This window comes from Nocardia sp. CWNU-33, from assembly GCF_046764895.1.
Lineage (GTDB): Bacteria > Actinomycetota > Actinomycetes > Mycobacteriales > Mycobacteriaceae > Nocardia.
Genome location: NZ_JBKOQN010000014.1, coordinates 67,204 through 81,291, shown reverse-complemented (window position 1 = coordinate 81,291; position 14,088 = coordinate 67,204). Strand labels below are relative to the sequence as shown.

Below are 14,088 nucleotides of genomic sequence, written 5' to 3'. Positions count from 1 at the left end.
TAGGCCCGCCCACCGACAAGTTTCGCCGAGCGCCGGACCGGGGCCGGTTCCCACCCAGCTCAGCGCCCTGATCGAGGCCGCTCGCCGGACAGTCCGAGCAACTGCCAGCCATCCCTGTCGACGGTGACCGTCAGCACATCCGAGCCCACGCGCAGCCCGTTGACCCGCAGCGGCAGGTACCGGTCCGGCACCGCGGGCGCGATCGAGGCCGGGCCCGGTCCGGTCGAACCACCACTGCCCGGCTCCAGTCGCAACATGCTGCGCAGAAACAGCAGCGGCGCCGCGGCCGCCCATGCCTGCGGCGAGCACGATGTCGGATAGGGCACCGGCGCCGCGAACTCGGTGCGATCGAAGCCACAGAACAACTCGGGCAGCCGATGCCCGAACCGGCTCGACGCATCCAGCATCCCATCGATCACCCGGTTCGCCTGCTCGGTGTACCCGTAGCGCATCAGCCCGGCGGCGCAGATGGCGTTGTCGTGCGGCCATACCGAGCCGTTGTGGTAGCTGACCGGGTTGTATGCACCCATGGTCGTTGCCAGCGTCCGGATGCCCCAACCGGTGAACATTTCGGGCGCGAGCAGGCGGTCGGCGACCAGGCCCGCCTTGTCGTCATCAACGATCCCGGTCCACAGGCAGTGTCCGATATTGGAGGTCAGCGCATCGATCGGCCGCTTGTCCCGATCGAGCCCGATCGCATACCAGCCGTGTTCCGGCAGCCAGAATGCCTTGTTGAAGGCGGCTTTCAAGCGGCCTGCCTTCGCGCGGAGTCGATCCGCGGTGGCGTGGTCGCCCGCGTCGAGCGCCAGCTCCGCCCGTGCCAGGTAGGCCGCATAGACATACCCCTGCACCTCGGCAAGCGCGATGGGCGCATCGGGCAGGGTGCCGTCGATGAAGTTCACGCCGTCCCACGAGTCTTTCCAGCCCTGGTTGGCCAGCCCGTGTTCGGCGGACCGCTGATATTCGACGAAACCGTCTCCGTCGGCGTCGCCGTAGTCGTCGATCCAGTCCAGCGCCCGATCGGCGTGCGGCAGCAGCTCAGCGCGGGTCCCGGCATCGAGCCCCCAGCGATGCAGCTCGCCGAGCAGCATGACGAACAGCGGCGTGGCGTCGGCGGTGCCGTAGTAGACGGTGTCACCACCGAGCAGCAGTGTCGACGCCCGCCCGAACCGCACCTCGTGCGGAATCCGGCCGGGCTGTTCCTCGGTGGCCGAACGAATCTCGTTGCCCTGCAAGCCCGCCAGGCTCTGTAGGGTGCCAACGGCGAGCCTGCGATCCAGCGGCAGCACCATCCACGAGGTGAGCAGCGAGTCGCGGCCGAACAGCGCCATGAACCAGGGCGCGCCCGCGGCGACCACAGCCCGCTGGGGATGGCCGGGATCGAAGATACGCAAGGCCCCGAGATCGGTGACGGCGCGCTGCAACACCGCGGCGAGGGTTTCGTCGTCGGTGTGCACGGTGGGTGAATTCTCATACCAGTCGCGTAAGCGCTGCGCGGGCTCGCTGAGCGAGACGGAACTGCCGCACACATACCGCGGCGTCACCGGGTCCGCGCCGAGCGCGGGCCGGTACTGGATGCACGCGGTCCATTCGCCACGCCCGGGAAGGTCCACCTGCCAGCGCAATTCGCGATTGCGCGCGGTTGCTCCCGCCGCGGCGACGGTGACACCCACCTGCAGATCGGCCCTGGTGATCTCGATCGCTCCGTCGACGGCGCTGCTGCTGGTGACCACGCCGTCACCGGTCCTGCCATCCTTCACCTCGAACAGGTCCGCGAAATCGGCGTCGACTTCCAGCGCCACCACGCAGCGGACGGGTTCGCCGGACAGGTTGCGCACAGTCAGGTCATCGCGCATGCCGTCGCCGACGTGGCGCCCGACGATCACCAACGCCGTGCTGTCGGCGCGGCCCGGGCTCGGCGCCGTCCTGGCCAGGATGGTCGCGCTGTAGGGGTCGGCATACTGAACGGTGAGCGGCTGTGGCAGCACCCCATCGATCGTGAGCCGCCACCGCGACAACACCCTGGTGTCGCGGACGAACAATCCCTCCTGACGATGCGGGCTTATGCTGCCACCGGTTTCGCTGATACAGAATGTCGAGCCCTCGACGAGGGTGACGCCTGCCTCGACCGCCCCGGGCTCACCCGGACCCGCACCTTCCCCCCAGGGGCTGCTCACACCTACAGCCTACCGATGCTCGGCTTCGTGCGGCGGGCAGACAGCGGATCCGCTGTCTGCGCCCCGCTCATGAGTAGCGGCGCCGTTGGCCGAATATTGCTGAAATCCAGTGTCGCCGAATTGCGCTCCGCTATCCCAACGCGCGCCCGGCGAGTTACCTTGAGCAGGTGGCACAACGGGGCGCGCAGGCCCCGCCGAGCAGGGCGCGGGAAATCCCGCGAGCGAGGGAGGAGGCGGCGTGATCAAGGTGTTCCTCGTCGACGACCACGAGATCGTCCGCCGCGGCCTCATCGACCTGTTGGACAGCGACCCCGAGCTCACGGTCATCGGCGAGGCGGGCGATGTCGCGCAGGCCATGATCGGCATCCCCGCGCTACGGCCGGACGTCGCGGTGCTCGACATGCGGCTGCCCGACGGCAACGGCATCGAACTGTGCCGCGATCTGCTCGCCGATGTCGAGGGCCTGCGCTGCCTGATCCTCACCTCCTACACCGACGAGCACGCCATGCTCGACGCGATTCTCGCCGGCGCGAGCGGATACGTCGTCAAGAACATCAAGGGTATGGAATTGGCCGCGGCCATCAAGGAAGTCGGCGCGGGCCGCTCGCTGCTGGATAACCGCGCAGCCGCCGCGCTCAAAGCGCGCTTGCACAGCAGCACCGAGAACGATGGGCCGCTCGCCGGACTCACCGAACAAGAACGCAGACTGCTCGCACTGCTCGGCGAAGGGTTGACCAATCGCCAGATCGCGGCGCGAATGTTCCTGGCGGAGAAGACCGTCAAGAATTACGTTTCCCGACTACTGGCCAAACTCGGCATGGAACGCCGCACCCAGGCCGCGGTGCTGGCCACCAAACTGCGCGACAGCTAGGCGAAGACCTACCCGGCTACTCGGTGCCCGCCGGGACCACAATCGTGAGGTCGCCATCGTATCGGCGATAGAGCAGTCGGCCACGGCCGCTACCCGGATCGGTGAAGAACAGGAACGGCAGTCCCCCTCGACACAACCGCGCCGCCGCCTTGTCCTCGCTCAGTGCGGGCGCCGGTTCCGAATGCACGGTGAGCGGAAGGGAATTCACCGTCAATGCCACCTCTGCCGCTGCCTGCGGCGCAGCCGTCCCGTACTGTCGCGACAGCCGCACGCCCAGCGACTCCTCCCAGTGCACGATCGCGTCCTCACCGGTTTCCGAATCGGTGAACAGGTAGGCGTCGTAGTCCATTGCGTCCAGCACTGCCGTCGCCTCGGCCGGGGTTCCGGTCAAAAGCGCGCAGAACTTCCTGCGAACGATCGGGCGCAGCTCGGTAACCCTGGCCAGTGGTGGACGAGCCGGATCGGGGAAAGGGCGCGCCTGACTGGTCGCCAGCCGGGCGATCTGCCGGTCCAGCCGTTCGACGGCGAAGGTGACGGCGAACCCGCGCGGTCCGGTGACCTGCACCCGGGTCGGAGTGTCGTGGAAGCGGATGTTCGCCTGTACCAGTGTCGGTTCGGTGACATCGGGCGGCACCGTGACCCGCACCCGCGCCGCCGAATCGACGTGATGGCGGCGCAACACCCGGCCGATCGCCCGCACCGCCCGTGTCACGTCTGCTGGGGGCACCGCACCACACGTCGTCACCGCGAGTTCCGGGTCGGCCGCGGTCGCCCACAGCTCGGTCGAACGCAACAGCTCGGTCCTGCCGAACATCTTCGACCCGCCGACCGATTTCGGCCCGCCCATGAGCTCCGGAACACCGACCAACTCGGTCTCGCCCACCAATTCCGACGCTCTCACCAGCTCCGACGAATTCATAGGACATCCCTACTTTCTATTCCCGGTGCGCCCACCTCATCACCGTAAGGTCACGGTGAACAGAGCCGAAAGTCCTCGATCGGCCAACTAGACTGAGAAAAGCGCTGTGACGCGCCCGCACGGACAGGAAGCCGAGATGACCGAAGAAAACGGCAGCGGCCCGTATTCGGTGCGCGACACGTTGTCGCAACTTCGGCTCCGGGAGCTGCTCTCCGAGGTCAGGGAACGCGTCGAGTTGATCATCGATTCGCGCGACCGGATGGACGGTCTTGTCGAGGCGATGCTCGCCGTCACCTCCGGACTCGATCTCGACGAAACCCTGCGCACCATCGTGCACACGGCAACCAGCCTCGTCGACGCCCGCTACGGTGCGCTCGCGGTGCGCGGCCACGACCAGCAGGTGACCCAGTTCATCGATGAGGGCATGGACGACGAAACCCGCGACCGGATCGGCAGGCTGCCCGCCGGGCACGGTGTGCTCGGCGTCGTGTTCAACCAGCCGAGACCGCTTCGCCTCGACGAATTGTCGAATCATCTTGCGTCGGTGGGGTTTCCGCCACACCACCCGCCGATGCACACCTTCCTCGGCGTCCCCGTGCGCATCCGCGACGAGATCTTCGGCAGCCTGTACCTCACCGAGAAAGCGGGCGGACATCCGTTCACCGAGGATGACGATGTGCTCGTCCAGGCCCTGGCTGCCGCGGCGGGCATCGCGGTGGATAACGCCAGGCTCTACGAATCCGCCCGCACCCGGCAGGCGTGGATCGAGGCGACCAGAGACATCGCCACCGAATTTCTGGCCGGGACCGAACCCGATCTGGTCCTCGCCCATGTGGTCGACCACGCCCGCACCCTCACCGGCTCACACCAGTCCTTCCTGGCCAGCGCCGGGAGGGCCGACGGCAGGCTCGGCGAGGTCACCGAGTTGTCGATCACGCAGTGGTCCGGGCCGAGTGCGGGCCACGACGGATGGACCGTGCACACCGAGGGCACCGCGCTCGGCGAGGCCTTCACTCGGCGCACGCCGCTGCGCTTCGACGATGCCGCGCAGGTCGATCTCGGCGCGCCACTGCCCGATGTCGGCCCTGCGCTGATCCTGCCGTTGTGCACGCCTGATGCCACTCTCGGCGCGTTGGTCACCGTGCGCCCGGCGGGCTCCGCGCCGTACCCGGACGAATTGGTCGAGCTGACCGCCGCATTCACCGATCAGGCGGCGCTGGCCATGCAACTGGCCGACACTCAGCGCCGCATGCGTGATCTCGACATCCTCGCTGACCGCGACCGCATCGCGCGCGACCTGCACGACCACGTGATCCAGCGGCTCTTCGCGATCGGGCTCACTCTGCAGGGCGCGGTGCCACGGACCGAGGCTCCAGGCGTGCGCGAGCGTCTGGCAAACGTGATCAACGATCTGCAGGAGGTCGTCCAAGAGATCCGCACCTCGATCTTCGACCTGCACGGCGGCGGCCAGAGCACCGGGCTGCAGCAGCGGATCGAAGCGGCGATCCGGCAGCAGACCGCCGACACCGAACTGCGGGCGACCATTCAGGTGACCGGACCGCTGTCGGTGTTGGAAGCCGAGCTCGCCGATCACGCCGAGGCGGTGGTGCGGGAAGCGGTGACCAACGCGGTGCGGCATTCCGGCGGCGATCTGGTCGCGGTGGAAATCGGTGTGGCCGACGATCTGACCATCGTGGTGACCGACAACGGTTGGGGCATACCGAATCACGTGATCCGCAGCGGGCTGCGCAGTCTGGAGCAGCGGGCCGAGAAGTCGGACGGACAGTTCACCATCGGGCCCGATATCCGCCGCGCCGACGATCCGGATGACCGGCTACCGGGGACCCGCCTCAGCTGGTCGGTGCCACTGCCATGAGCCGGGCTCACACCGGCCCGAGCACCACCATCGAATTGTTGCCGCCCATGCCGAGCGACAACTTCACCGTGACACCACTCTCGAACTCCGTCGGGCCGTCGAGCAACCGCTCGTACGCGGACGCGACGATCGGCGCGGCGGGCACGACGCCCCGCTCGTATCCCAGCGCCGCCGCGGCCACCTCGACCGCCGCCGCCGCGCCCTGACAGTGGCCCGCGAGTGGTTTCACCGCATAGACGTGCGGGCGGTCGCCGAACAGGTGTGTCAGCAGATGCCGCTCGGCGACATCGCATTGTTTGGTCCCGGTGCCGTGCGCGTTGAAATACCGGACATCCGCGGGGGCGACATCGGCGGCGGCCAACGCCATGCGTGCGCAGTCGAAGATCTGATCGTGGCCGGGGTCCACCGAAACCACGTGGTACGCGTCGTTGGTCATCCCCCCGCCCAGCATCGCCGCGTACGGGCGCCGCACCGAACGGCTCAGCACGAACGCCACCGACGCCTCACCCATGCTGAAACCGCGGCTACCCGTCTGGAAGGGACGGCAGGCATCCAGCGGTTCGGCATCGCCGACCGCGGCGCCGAGGCGGACGAAGTGCTCGAGCATGTCGGGCGTCGCGGACATATCGGTGGCAATGCAGATCACGTCGTCCGCTACGCCCGCGTCCAACCACAGCTTCGCGGTGATCAGCGCGACATTCGCCGAGCTGCACGCCGCCGAGATATTCATCGCAGGACCGTGGAAGCCGAATTCCTGCTGCAATACCGAGATCGGAGTCGAGGGAAGTAGTCGCATGTAGTCGCGGGAGCGGCGATGGCCGTGGTCGACAAGGTAGAAGTCACGCCAGTTCGTGACGTCGCCGAGCACGATCGCGTGCAGCACGCCGACGGTGCGGCCCGGCCGCCAGCCACGCGCGTGCGCATCGGCGATCGCCTCGCGCGCCGACTCGTGTATGGCGCGCCCGTAGCGGCTGTTACTGACCGTGTAGTCGCCGCCGTCGGGCACCAGCGACGCCCAGGCGTGCTCGTCACGGTCGAGACCGTAACCGGGTTGCAGGTTCGCTGCCGACTTGCCGCTGAGCAACCCCTCCCACAGAGTCTCGCGGCCCCAGCCGTACCCGCTGACCGCCCCGATTCCGGCGATCGTCATATGATCTTGGTATTGCGCTTCGGTCTGCGCGACTGAGCCAGGCATAGCTTCGCTCCTTCGCCGGTCCTCCGGTCCGACCAGCATGTCGGCTCGAGATGTGCGCGGAGAATCGGGTTTGTAATGATCATCAGATAAGGCCCGATGAAGTGCCCGAACTGTGATCGAAGCAATAGCGTCGACGGTGTGATCTTGTACACCTCGAGGTCAGAATAATCCCATGTTCCAATGGCCATGATTGGGTCGACGATCGGGGGTTCGAGTGGGTGAGAACAAGGCAGACGGCGCAGTAGCGGCCGAGCAGCTGGCGCAGCGCTACCAGTCCCTGGTCGAGCACACCCCGGACGGCATCTGTGTGCACGCACGTGGCACCGTCGTCTACGTCAACCGGGCCATGGCGCGGATGCTCGCAGCCGGCAGCATCGACGATGTGATCGGCAAACCGCTCACGCAGTTCGTCCATCCACACTCGGTGCTCGGCATGATCGAGCGGATCAGCACGCTGACCAACTCCGGCGACGCCTCCGATCGCGCCGAGATGACGCTGATACGTCTCGACGGCGGCACCGTCCCCGTCGAAACGATCTCCGTACTCACCGCCTGGTACGACCATCTCGCCTACCAGGTAGTCGTACACGATCTGACCGCACAGCGCGCCGCAGAGGACGCGCAGCGGCGCGCCGAGCAGTACTTCACCACCGTCGTCTCCCAACTGGAGGAGGGCGTGGTGGTGATCGACCGCCACGGCCGCATCGAATCGGCCAATCCGGCGGCCCGGCGGATCTTCGGCACCGACGAACGCGCCCGCGATCTCATCGGCGCGACGATCGACGAACTGCCGCTGCTGCTGCTGGATGCCAACGCACAGCCACTGCCCGCGACCCGCCACCCGATCGCGCGGACCCTCGCCACCGGCGAAACCATCACCGGCTACGTCTTCGGCGTCGACCGCCACGACGGACAGCGGCGCTGGTTGTCCGGAAGCAGCCGGCTGCTCAACCCCGGCGACCCGGCCTCCCCGGCCGTATCCTCCTTCGCCGACATCACCGATTTCCGCGCCAGCAGAAGGCAACTGGAGTACCAGGCCACGCACGACTCCCTGACCGGACTTGCCAACCGCTCGCTGATCCTCTCCCAGCTCGCAGGCGCGCTCGCCACCAGCGAGACACTTCCGGTATCGACCGTGCTGTTCATCGACCTGGACGGGTTCAAGGCGATCAACGACACCCTCGGCCACGCGATCGGCGACACCGTGCTGCAGATCGTCGCGCAGCGGCTGCAGCGCGCACTGCGCGGCGATGACCTGGTCGGCAGGCTCGGCGGCGACGAGTTCCTCGTGCTGCTTTCCGGACCGGCGCGGCGGGTCGACATCGACACGCTGGTGACTCGGCTGCGCTCGTCCATGGCCGAGCCGATCATCGCGCGCGGACACCGCATCGAGGTGAACGCCTCGATCGGCGCCACCGAGCTCAGCCCCGGCGACCACCGCACACCGGAGGCGGTCCTGCACGACGCGGACCTTGCGATGTACCGCGCCAAGCCGGCCGGGCACCGGGACAGCGGCACCCCCCTCGGCCGCATGCCGAACAACACCCACGCCTCTTGAAGGTCATCGATGATTCTCGAACACGCGCTGCTTTCCGTCCGTCCCGAACAGGCCCAAGACTTCGAGGCCGCCTTCGCCGAGGCGAAGCCGATCATCTCGACCATGCCGGGATTTCGGTCGCTCTCGCTCTCGCGCGGTATCGAGACGCCCGACACGTATCTGCTCCTGGTGGAATGGGAGCGACTGGCGGACCACGTCGAAGGATTTCGCGGCTCCGCGGGGTATCAGCGCTGGCAGCAGCTGTTACACCACTTCTATGACCCCTTCCCGGTTGTGCAGCACTTCGCCCCGATAGTGGGCGACGCGACATCAGATACCCCACCTGCGGTTACGGCGAGCACACCGAACCGGCAGTAGACTCGACAACTCTGTTTTCTACAGAGTTCGCGTGCACTCGTCCGCTGCGGGTGCGCAGGTTCATCGCGGTGACTAAGGAGTTCAGTTTGCCCGACCGTCTCACTCAGGATCGTGCCGCGCACGACGGCGCATCCGAGCGAAACCGCGAAATCGAGCAGGAGCAGGCCTACCTGTCTGTGCTCTACGACCGGCTCGACGGCATGCGCGACTATGCCAACAACCGCTTGCGCACGGTGCTGCTGGAAACCGGCGGCACCCCGCAGGCACGCAGCGAGCGGGAATCGTTCAGCGCGCTCTACCACGAGGACCTTGCCAAGTACGACGCCGCCGAACACGGCCTGTGTTTCGGCCGGATCGACCTCGATGGCGATCAGGACGGCGAATACCGCTACATCGGCAGGCTCGGAATCCTCGACGAAAAAGACGACTACGAGACGCTGCTGCTGGATTGGCGCGCACCGCTTGCCCGGCCGTTCTATTTGGCCACCACCGCGACGCCCGACGGGGTGACCCGCCGCCGTCACATCCGCTCGCGCAATCGCACAGTCACCGCGGTCAACGACGAATACCTCGATCTGGAAGCGGCGCACCAGGCCGGCGTCACCGGCGCGGACGGCGGCGTCGGCAGTGAGAGCGCGCTGCTCGCGGCGCTCAATGCCGCGCGCACCGGCCACATGAACGACATCGTCGAGACCATCCAACACGAGCAGGATGCGATCATCCGCTCCGAGCACAAGAGCGTGCTGGTGGTGCAGGGCGGTCCCGGCACCGGCAAGACCGCTGTGGCACTGCACCGCGCGGCCTTCCTGCTCTACACCTACCGGCAGCAGCTGGCCAAGTCCGGCGTGCTGATCATCGGCCCGAACGCCACTTTCCTCGACTACATCGGCCAGGTGCTGCCCTCGCTGGGCGAGACCGGCGTGCTGCTGTCCACCATCGGCGACCTGTATCCCGGGGTGAAAGCCACTCGGGAGGACTCGCTGCGGGCCGGCGAGATCAAGGGCTCGCTCGCCATCGTCGAGGTGCTCAAGCAGGCGGTGCGCGATCGGCAGGAGATACCCGCCGAGCCGATCCGCCTGACCTTCGACGGCTACCCGGTGATCCTGGATCGCAAGATCACCACCCGCGCCCGCGGCCGGGCCCGCTCCTCGCGCCGCCCGCACAACCTGGCCAGGCCGATCTTCGCAAGCTCGGTGCTGGACGCACTGACCGATCAGCTGGCCCAGACCATGGGCGCCGACCTGTCCGGCGGCCAAAGTCTGCTCAGCCGAACCGATCTCGCTGAAATCCGCGACGAGATGCGCACCGATCCCGCGATTCAGGCCGCGATCGGTCGGCTCTGGCCGATCCTGTCGCCACAGGACGTACTCGCCGACCTGCTCGCCGACCCCAAGCGGCTCGATCGCGTGGCCGGCAGCCTCGATCCTGCCGACCGTGCCGAGCTGGTGCGGTCGGATAATGGCGAATACAGCGCGGCCGACGCACCACTGCTCGACGAGCTCGCCGAGTTGCTCGGTGTCGACGACGCCGAGGAACGCGAACGCGCACGGCGCCGCTGGCGGGCCCAGCTGGCCGAGGCGCAGGACGCGCTCGACATCCTGACCGGTTCGGCGCCACAGGATCTGGAAGACGAGCTCGATCCCGAGATCCTGATGGCCTATGACCTGATCGATGCCGGCCAGCTCGCCGAACGCCAGAATGTGCGCGCCAGTCAGACCACCGCCGAACGCGCCGCGGGCGACCGCACCTGGACCTACGGTCACGTGATCGTGGACGAGGCGCAGGAGCTTTCGGAAATGGCGTGGCGAATGGTGATGCGCCGCATCCCGAATCGCTGGATCACCGTCGTCGGCGACGTAGCGCAGACCGGCGACCCCGCGGGCGCTTCGTCGTGGCAGGCGATGCTGGAACCGTATGTGGCCAAACGCTGGAAGCTGACCGAGCTCACGGTGAACTACCGGACCCCGGCCGAGATCATGGACGTCGCCGCCGGCGTGCTGAGCGCGATCGACCCCACCGCGGCGGCGCCGCGATCGGTGCGGGAGTCCGGGCAGCCACCACGCGCCTACGCGGTCACCGCGAACCGATTGCGTAGCGAGGTCGAGCGATTGGTGGGCACCGAGACCGGACCGGGCACCACCGCGGTGATCGCTCCGCACGACCTGGTCCCGGATTTCGCCGAGCTGGCAGGCGAATCGGTGCGCGTGCTGACCGTGCACGACGTGAAGGGCCTCGAGTTCGACGCGGTGTATCTGGTCGAACCCGCGCAGATTCTCGCGGAGTCTCCGCGCGGCCTCAACGATCTGTATGTCGCGCTGACCCGCGCGACCCAGCGCCTCGGCGTCATCCACATCGGAGAGCTGCCGCCGGTGCTGCACGCACTGGCATAGGGCACACATGAGAAACCCCGTCGTTGCGGCTTCGGCCGGAACGACGGGGTCGGGTCTGTCGACACGAACTGCCCGGAGCGGGCGAGGTTCGCGTTGCGCGGGACTACCTTCAGCGCACGGTGTGCACGATCAGGACGTCGGAGCGCGATTTGCGGGCGACATCGGAAGGCACCGAGCCGAGCAGGCGGCCCGCCAGGGTGTTCAGACCCCGGTTGCCGACGACGAGCAGATCGGCCTCCACCTCCTTGACGAGAGCGAGCAGCGATTCGACCGGCTCGCCGACGATGGAGCGCTCGACAATGTTCTTGGCGCCGACGGCGGCGGCCTTGTCCCTGGCGGTGCGCAGGATCTCGTTGGTCGGCGCGGAGCCGCGCACCTGGTAGGCCTCGTCCTTGAGCACATCGGCCGCAGCCGCGACATCGCGATCGTCGGTCGGGTAGTACGCGCAGGCCACAACCAGCGTCGTTTCCCCCTCGCCCGCCAGCGCGGCGGCCTTTTCGACGGCGACATACGACGAGTCCGAGCCATCGGTACCGACGACAATGGTCCGGTAGGCGGTCATCTCTCCTCCAACTATGCGGTGGTCGGGTGCCTACGTCCGGCACCACCATCAGTCGTGGCACCGGCGCGGCGACTGGGCTCGACCCTAGCGGCAAAACCGTCGGAAATATCAGAAATCGCAACACATCACACTCGGGGTGTTCGGGCATTCCGAACACCGGTTCGCTCGGCGAATGCTCGATGACCTTACCGACCAGGGCAGATTCAATTTCTCGACCCGAGTTCTGTGATCGATCACAACTCCTGCGAACGTTCTTGTGTGCGTGGGAGATTCATCACAGTCATCCGAGATGGAATAGCGGCCCGGTGATGGTCAATCCGAGTTCGTCGACATGCGCGAAGAAAGCGAACAGCATCAGCGACGCACCGGCGAGGGCGAGATCCTTGTTGAAGTGGATCATCTCGCCCTGTTTTGTCTCCGGATCGGTCTCCGACCAGAACCGATGCATCAGGAACGCGGTCGGCAGCAGCACGATCACCAGCAGCAGCGCACCCAGATCCGCCCAAATCCCCAGCAGCACACTCGCCGCACCGAGCGCCATCAGCACACCCGCGGCGAGCACACCGGCCTTCGGCGCCGGCACGCCGCGGCTCTGCGCGTAACCCGTCATCGCCTCGGTCTGCGTGAAATGCCCGACTGCCGAGCCGAAGAACAACACGACGAAAAGCACCCGCCCGATCAAAACCACGACGTCCATGTCCTGCTCCCTCGTTGGCGATGGGTACACGAGGTCTTATTCGATTGCCGGCACTGCGGCTATTTCTCGGTAGGAAGAACTTTCGAAGTGACCTCGTTGCGCGAGCGTATCGAATTCTTGGCATATTCCAGCGGAGCCATTCCGACCTCAGCGGCGAACTCACGAGAGAAATGCGCCTGATCGAAGTAGCCGAGCTCCGCGGCGAGCGCAGCCAGGTCTTCGATGTGGCCGCGCGCAAGTAGATCGGCGCCGTCCTGCAGGCGATAGCGGCGCAGCACCCATTTCGGTCCGGCCCCGATGTATCTGCGAAACATCCGCTGCAGGGTGCGGATCGGCACGTCGAACCGCTCGGTGACCTGATCGACCCTGGTCAATTCCGGGTCGTGCTCCATCGCCTCGACGATGCGCAGCACCAGTCGATAGGTCGGGTCGTCGTCGGTCTCGCGGCCGGCGAAGAAATCCTCGATGATGGTACGGCGCTGGAGATCCGACGACACCGCGAGCACGCGCTCGGTCAGCCCATCGGCCTCCGGCAGCACCTGGGCCAGTGGCACGGCCGCGTCACGGAACGAGCCGACGTTCAGGCCCGTGAAAGCACCGAAGCCGCCCGCACGGAAGCGAACCCCGAACGTCTCCCCCATCTCGCTGAGCTCACGGATGTATCTGGTCGTGGAGACGCCGTTGACGAAACCGCCGGTGCGAGTTGCGGTCTGCTCGAAGGTGACATTCACGCACGGATACGACAGCACCTCGGCGTAGTACGGCGGACGGCCACGCAGATCCCAGCGGACCGACCAATACCACTCGACGAACCGGCCGATCTCGGGTCCGGCGGGTAGCCGGGCCAGCGATCGATGCCTGGCCTGCTCGTCCGGGTGCAGGATCCCCTTCACGTCGTCGAGGGCAGGAGCACCTGCCGGTTCCGGTCCTGCCACCACCTGGTCAGTACCCACGGGCATGGTGTCGCTTTCTTACAAGACCCTGGTCGCGCGATCGACGAGGGTAGTCGGCATGAGCGAAACAGTGAACCCCATCGCCGACGGCTACCACTCGATCACCTGCTTTCTCGCGGTGTCCGACGGCAATAAAGCAATCGACTTCTACACGGCGGTATTCGGCGCAGAAGTGGTCGGCCGCAGTGACCTGCCCGACGGCCAGCCCGCGCACGCCGAACTGAAGATCGGCGACTCGACCCTGCAAGTGGGCATGCCCATCCCCGACAACAACGTGCTCGCCCCGAACGGCGACTGGGTGCACACCTCGATCGTGCACTACTGCCCGGACGTCGACGCAGTCATCGAACGCGCCATCGCGCACGGCGCCCGCAGTGCCGAACAGCCGCAGACCTTCGTCACCGGCGACCGGTTCGGTGTCGTGATCGATCCGTTCGGTCACCGGTGGGCAGTGATCACCAAGGTCGAAAACGTCTCCCGCGAGGAAGCCGAGCGCCGCGTCAACGAATGGATGGCGACACAGTCCTGAGCCC

12 protein-coding genes are annotated in these 14,088 nt (G+C 66.9%); 6 read left to right on the top strand and 6 right to left on the bottom strand.

Annotation, left to right across the window (positions count from 1 at the left end; all coding sequences use genetic code 11):
• Positions 1-59: 59 nt before the first annotated feature.
• Entirely contained in the window at positions 60-2,177 is a 2,118-nt protein-coding gene (locus ACLMAL_RS20470) for a glycogen debranching N-terminal domain-containing protein (RefSeq protein ID WP_412000542.1), read from the bottom strand.
• A gap of 238 nt (positions 2,178-2,415) precedes the next feature.
• On the opposite strand from ACLMAL_RS20470, the gene ACLMAL_RS20465 reads away from it, so the two are divergent.
• The gene (locus tag ACLMAL_RS20465; RefSeq protein WP_412000541.1) at positions 2,416-3,048 is read left to right on the top strand and encodes a response regulator; all 633 of its coding nucleotides are present in this window, start codon (positions 2,416-2,418) and stop codon (positions 3,046-3,048) included.
• A 16-nt stretch (positions 3,049-3,064) separates the two neighbouring features.
• Here the strand turns inward: ACLMAL_RS20465 and ACLMAL_RS20460 are convergent, their stop codons facing one another.
• Positions 3,065-3,967 carry a sigma 54 modulation/S30EA ribosomal C-terminal domain-containing protein gene (locus ACLMAL_RS20460; protein ID WP_412000540.1) on the bottom strand — a complete coding sequence of 301 codons (903 nt, stop codon included), beginning with the start codon at positions 3,965-3,967 and terminating at the stop codon, positions 3,065-3,067.
• Positions 3,968-4,103: 136 nt separating this feature from the next.
• Between ACLMAL_RS20460 and ACLMAL_RS20455 the strand changes: the two genes are divergently transcribed.
• Positions 4,104-5,843, top strand: a complete 1,740-nt coding sequence (locus ACLMAL_RS20455; RefSeq protein ID WP_412000539.1) for a GAF domain-containing protein — start codon at positions 4,104-4,106, stop codon at positions 5,841-5,843.
• Between the two features lie 7 nt (positions 5,844-5,850).
• Here ACLMAL_RS20455 and ACLMAL_RS20450 read toward each other — a convergent pair whose 3' ends face one another.
• A complete protein-coding gene (locus ACLMAL_RS20450; protein WP_412000538.1) occupies positions 5,851-7,038 on the bottom strand; it encodes a beta-ketoacyl synthase N-terminal-like domain-containing protein in 1,188 nt (395 codons plus the stop codon).
• Positions 7,039-7,252: 214 nt separating this feature from the next.
• On the opposite strand from ACLMAL_RS20450, the gene ACLMAL_RS20445 reads away from it, so the two are divergent.
• The 3 genes from ACLMAL_RS20445 to ACLMAL_RS20435 all read left to right on the top strand — a co-directional run bounded on the left by ACLMAL_RS20445 (position 7,253) and on the right by ACLMAL_RS20435 (position 11,343).
• Positions 7,253-8,596, top strand: coding sequence for a diguanylate cyclase domain-containing protein (locus ACLMAL_RS20445; protein WP_412000537.1), 1,344 nt, complete (start codon positions 7,253-7,255; stop codon positions 8,594-8,596).
• A gap of 9 nt (positions 8,597-8,605) precedes the next feature.
• Positions 8,606-8,953: an antibiotic biosynthesis monooxygenase family protein gene (locus ACLMAL_RS20440; RefSeq protein ID WP_412000536.1), complete on the top strand. Its 348-nt coding sequence runs from the start codon at positions 8,606-8,608 to the stop codon at positions 8,951-8,953.
• 86 nt (positions 8,954-9,039) lie between these two features.
• Complete coding sequence (locus ACLMAL_RS20435; RefSeq protein WP_412000535.1) at positions 9,040-11,343, top strand: HelD family protein; 2,304 nt, start codon at positions 9,040-9,042, stop codon at positions 11,341-11,343.
• 109 nt (positions 11,344-11,452) lie between these two features.
• On the opposite strand, the gene ACLMAL_RS20430 is transcribed toward ACLMAL_RS20435, so the two are convergent.
• The 3 genes from ACLMAL_RS20430 to ACLMAL_RS20420 form a co-directional block, all read right to left on the bottom strand.
• The gene (locus ACLMAL_RS20430) at positions 11,453-11,905 is read right to left on the bottom strand and encodes a universal stress protein (protein WP_412000534.1); all 453 of its coding nucleotides are present in this window, start codon (positions 11,903-11,905) and stop codon (positions 11,453-11,455) included.
• Positions 11,906-12,185: 280 nt separating this feature from the next.
• Positions 12,186-12,602 (bottom strand): DoxX family protein, encoded by a 417-nt coding sequence (locus ACLMAL_RS20425; RefSeq protein WP_328411674.1) that lies wholly within the window; start codon positions 12,600-12,602, stop codon positions 12,186-12,188.
• Positions 12,603-12,661: 59 nt separating this feature from the next.
• Entirely contained in the window at positions 12,662-13,555 is an 894-nt protein-coding gene (locus tag ACLMAL_RS20420; RefSeq protein WP_412000533.1) for a DUF6597 domain-containing transcriptional factor, read from the bottom strand.
• A 58-nt stretch (positions 13,556-13,613) separates the two neighbouring features.
• On the opposite strand from ACLMAL_RS20420, the gene ACLMAL_RS20415 reads away from it, so the two are divergent.
• Positions 13,614-14,084 carry a VOC family protein gene (locus ACLMAL_RS20415; protein ID WP_412000532.1) on the top strand — a complete coding sequence of 157 codons (471 nt, stop codon included), beginning with the start codon at positions 13,614-13,616 and terminating at the stop codon, positions 14,082-14,084.
• Positions 14,085-14,088: the final 4 nt, after the last annotated feature.

Coding starts and splice junctions, on each gene's coding strand:
- ACLMAL_RS20460 (WP_412000540.1), bottom strand. CDS start 3,967: ATGAATTCGTCGGAGCTGGTGAGAGCGTCGGAATTGGTGGGCGAGACC.
- ACLMAL_RS20455 (WP_412000539.1), top strand. CDS start 4,104: ATGACCGAAGAAAACGGCAGCGGCCCGTATTCGGTGCGCGACACGTTG.
- ACLMAL_RS20450 (WP_412000538.1), bottom strand. CDS start 7,038: ATGCCTGGCTCAGTCGCGCAGACCGAAGCGCAATACCAAGATCATATG.
- ACLMAL_RS20440 (WP_412000536.1), top strand. CDS start 8,606: ATGATTCTCGAACACGCGCTGCTTTCCGTCCGTCCCGAACAGGCCCAA.
- ACLMAL_RS20430 (WP_412000534.1), bottom strand. CDS start 11,905: ATGACCGCCTACCGGACCATTGTCGTCGGTACCGATGGCTCGGACTCG.
- ACLMAL_RS20425 (WP_328411674.1), bottom strand. CDS start 12,602: ATGGACGTCGTGGTTTTGATCGGGCGGGTGCTTTTCGTCGTGTTGTTC.
- ACLMAL_RS20415 (WP_412000532.1), top strand. CDS start 13,614: ATGAGCGAAACAGTGAACCCCATCGCCGACGGCTACCACTCGATCACC.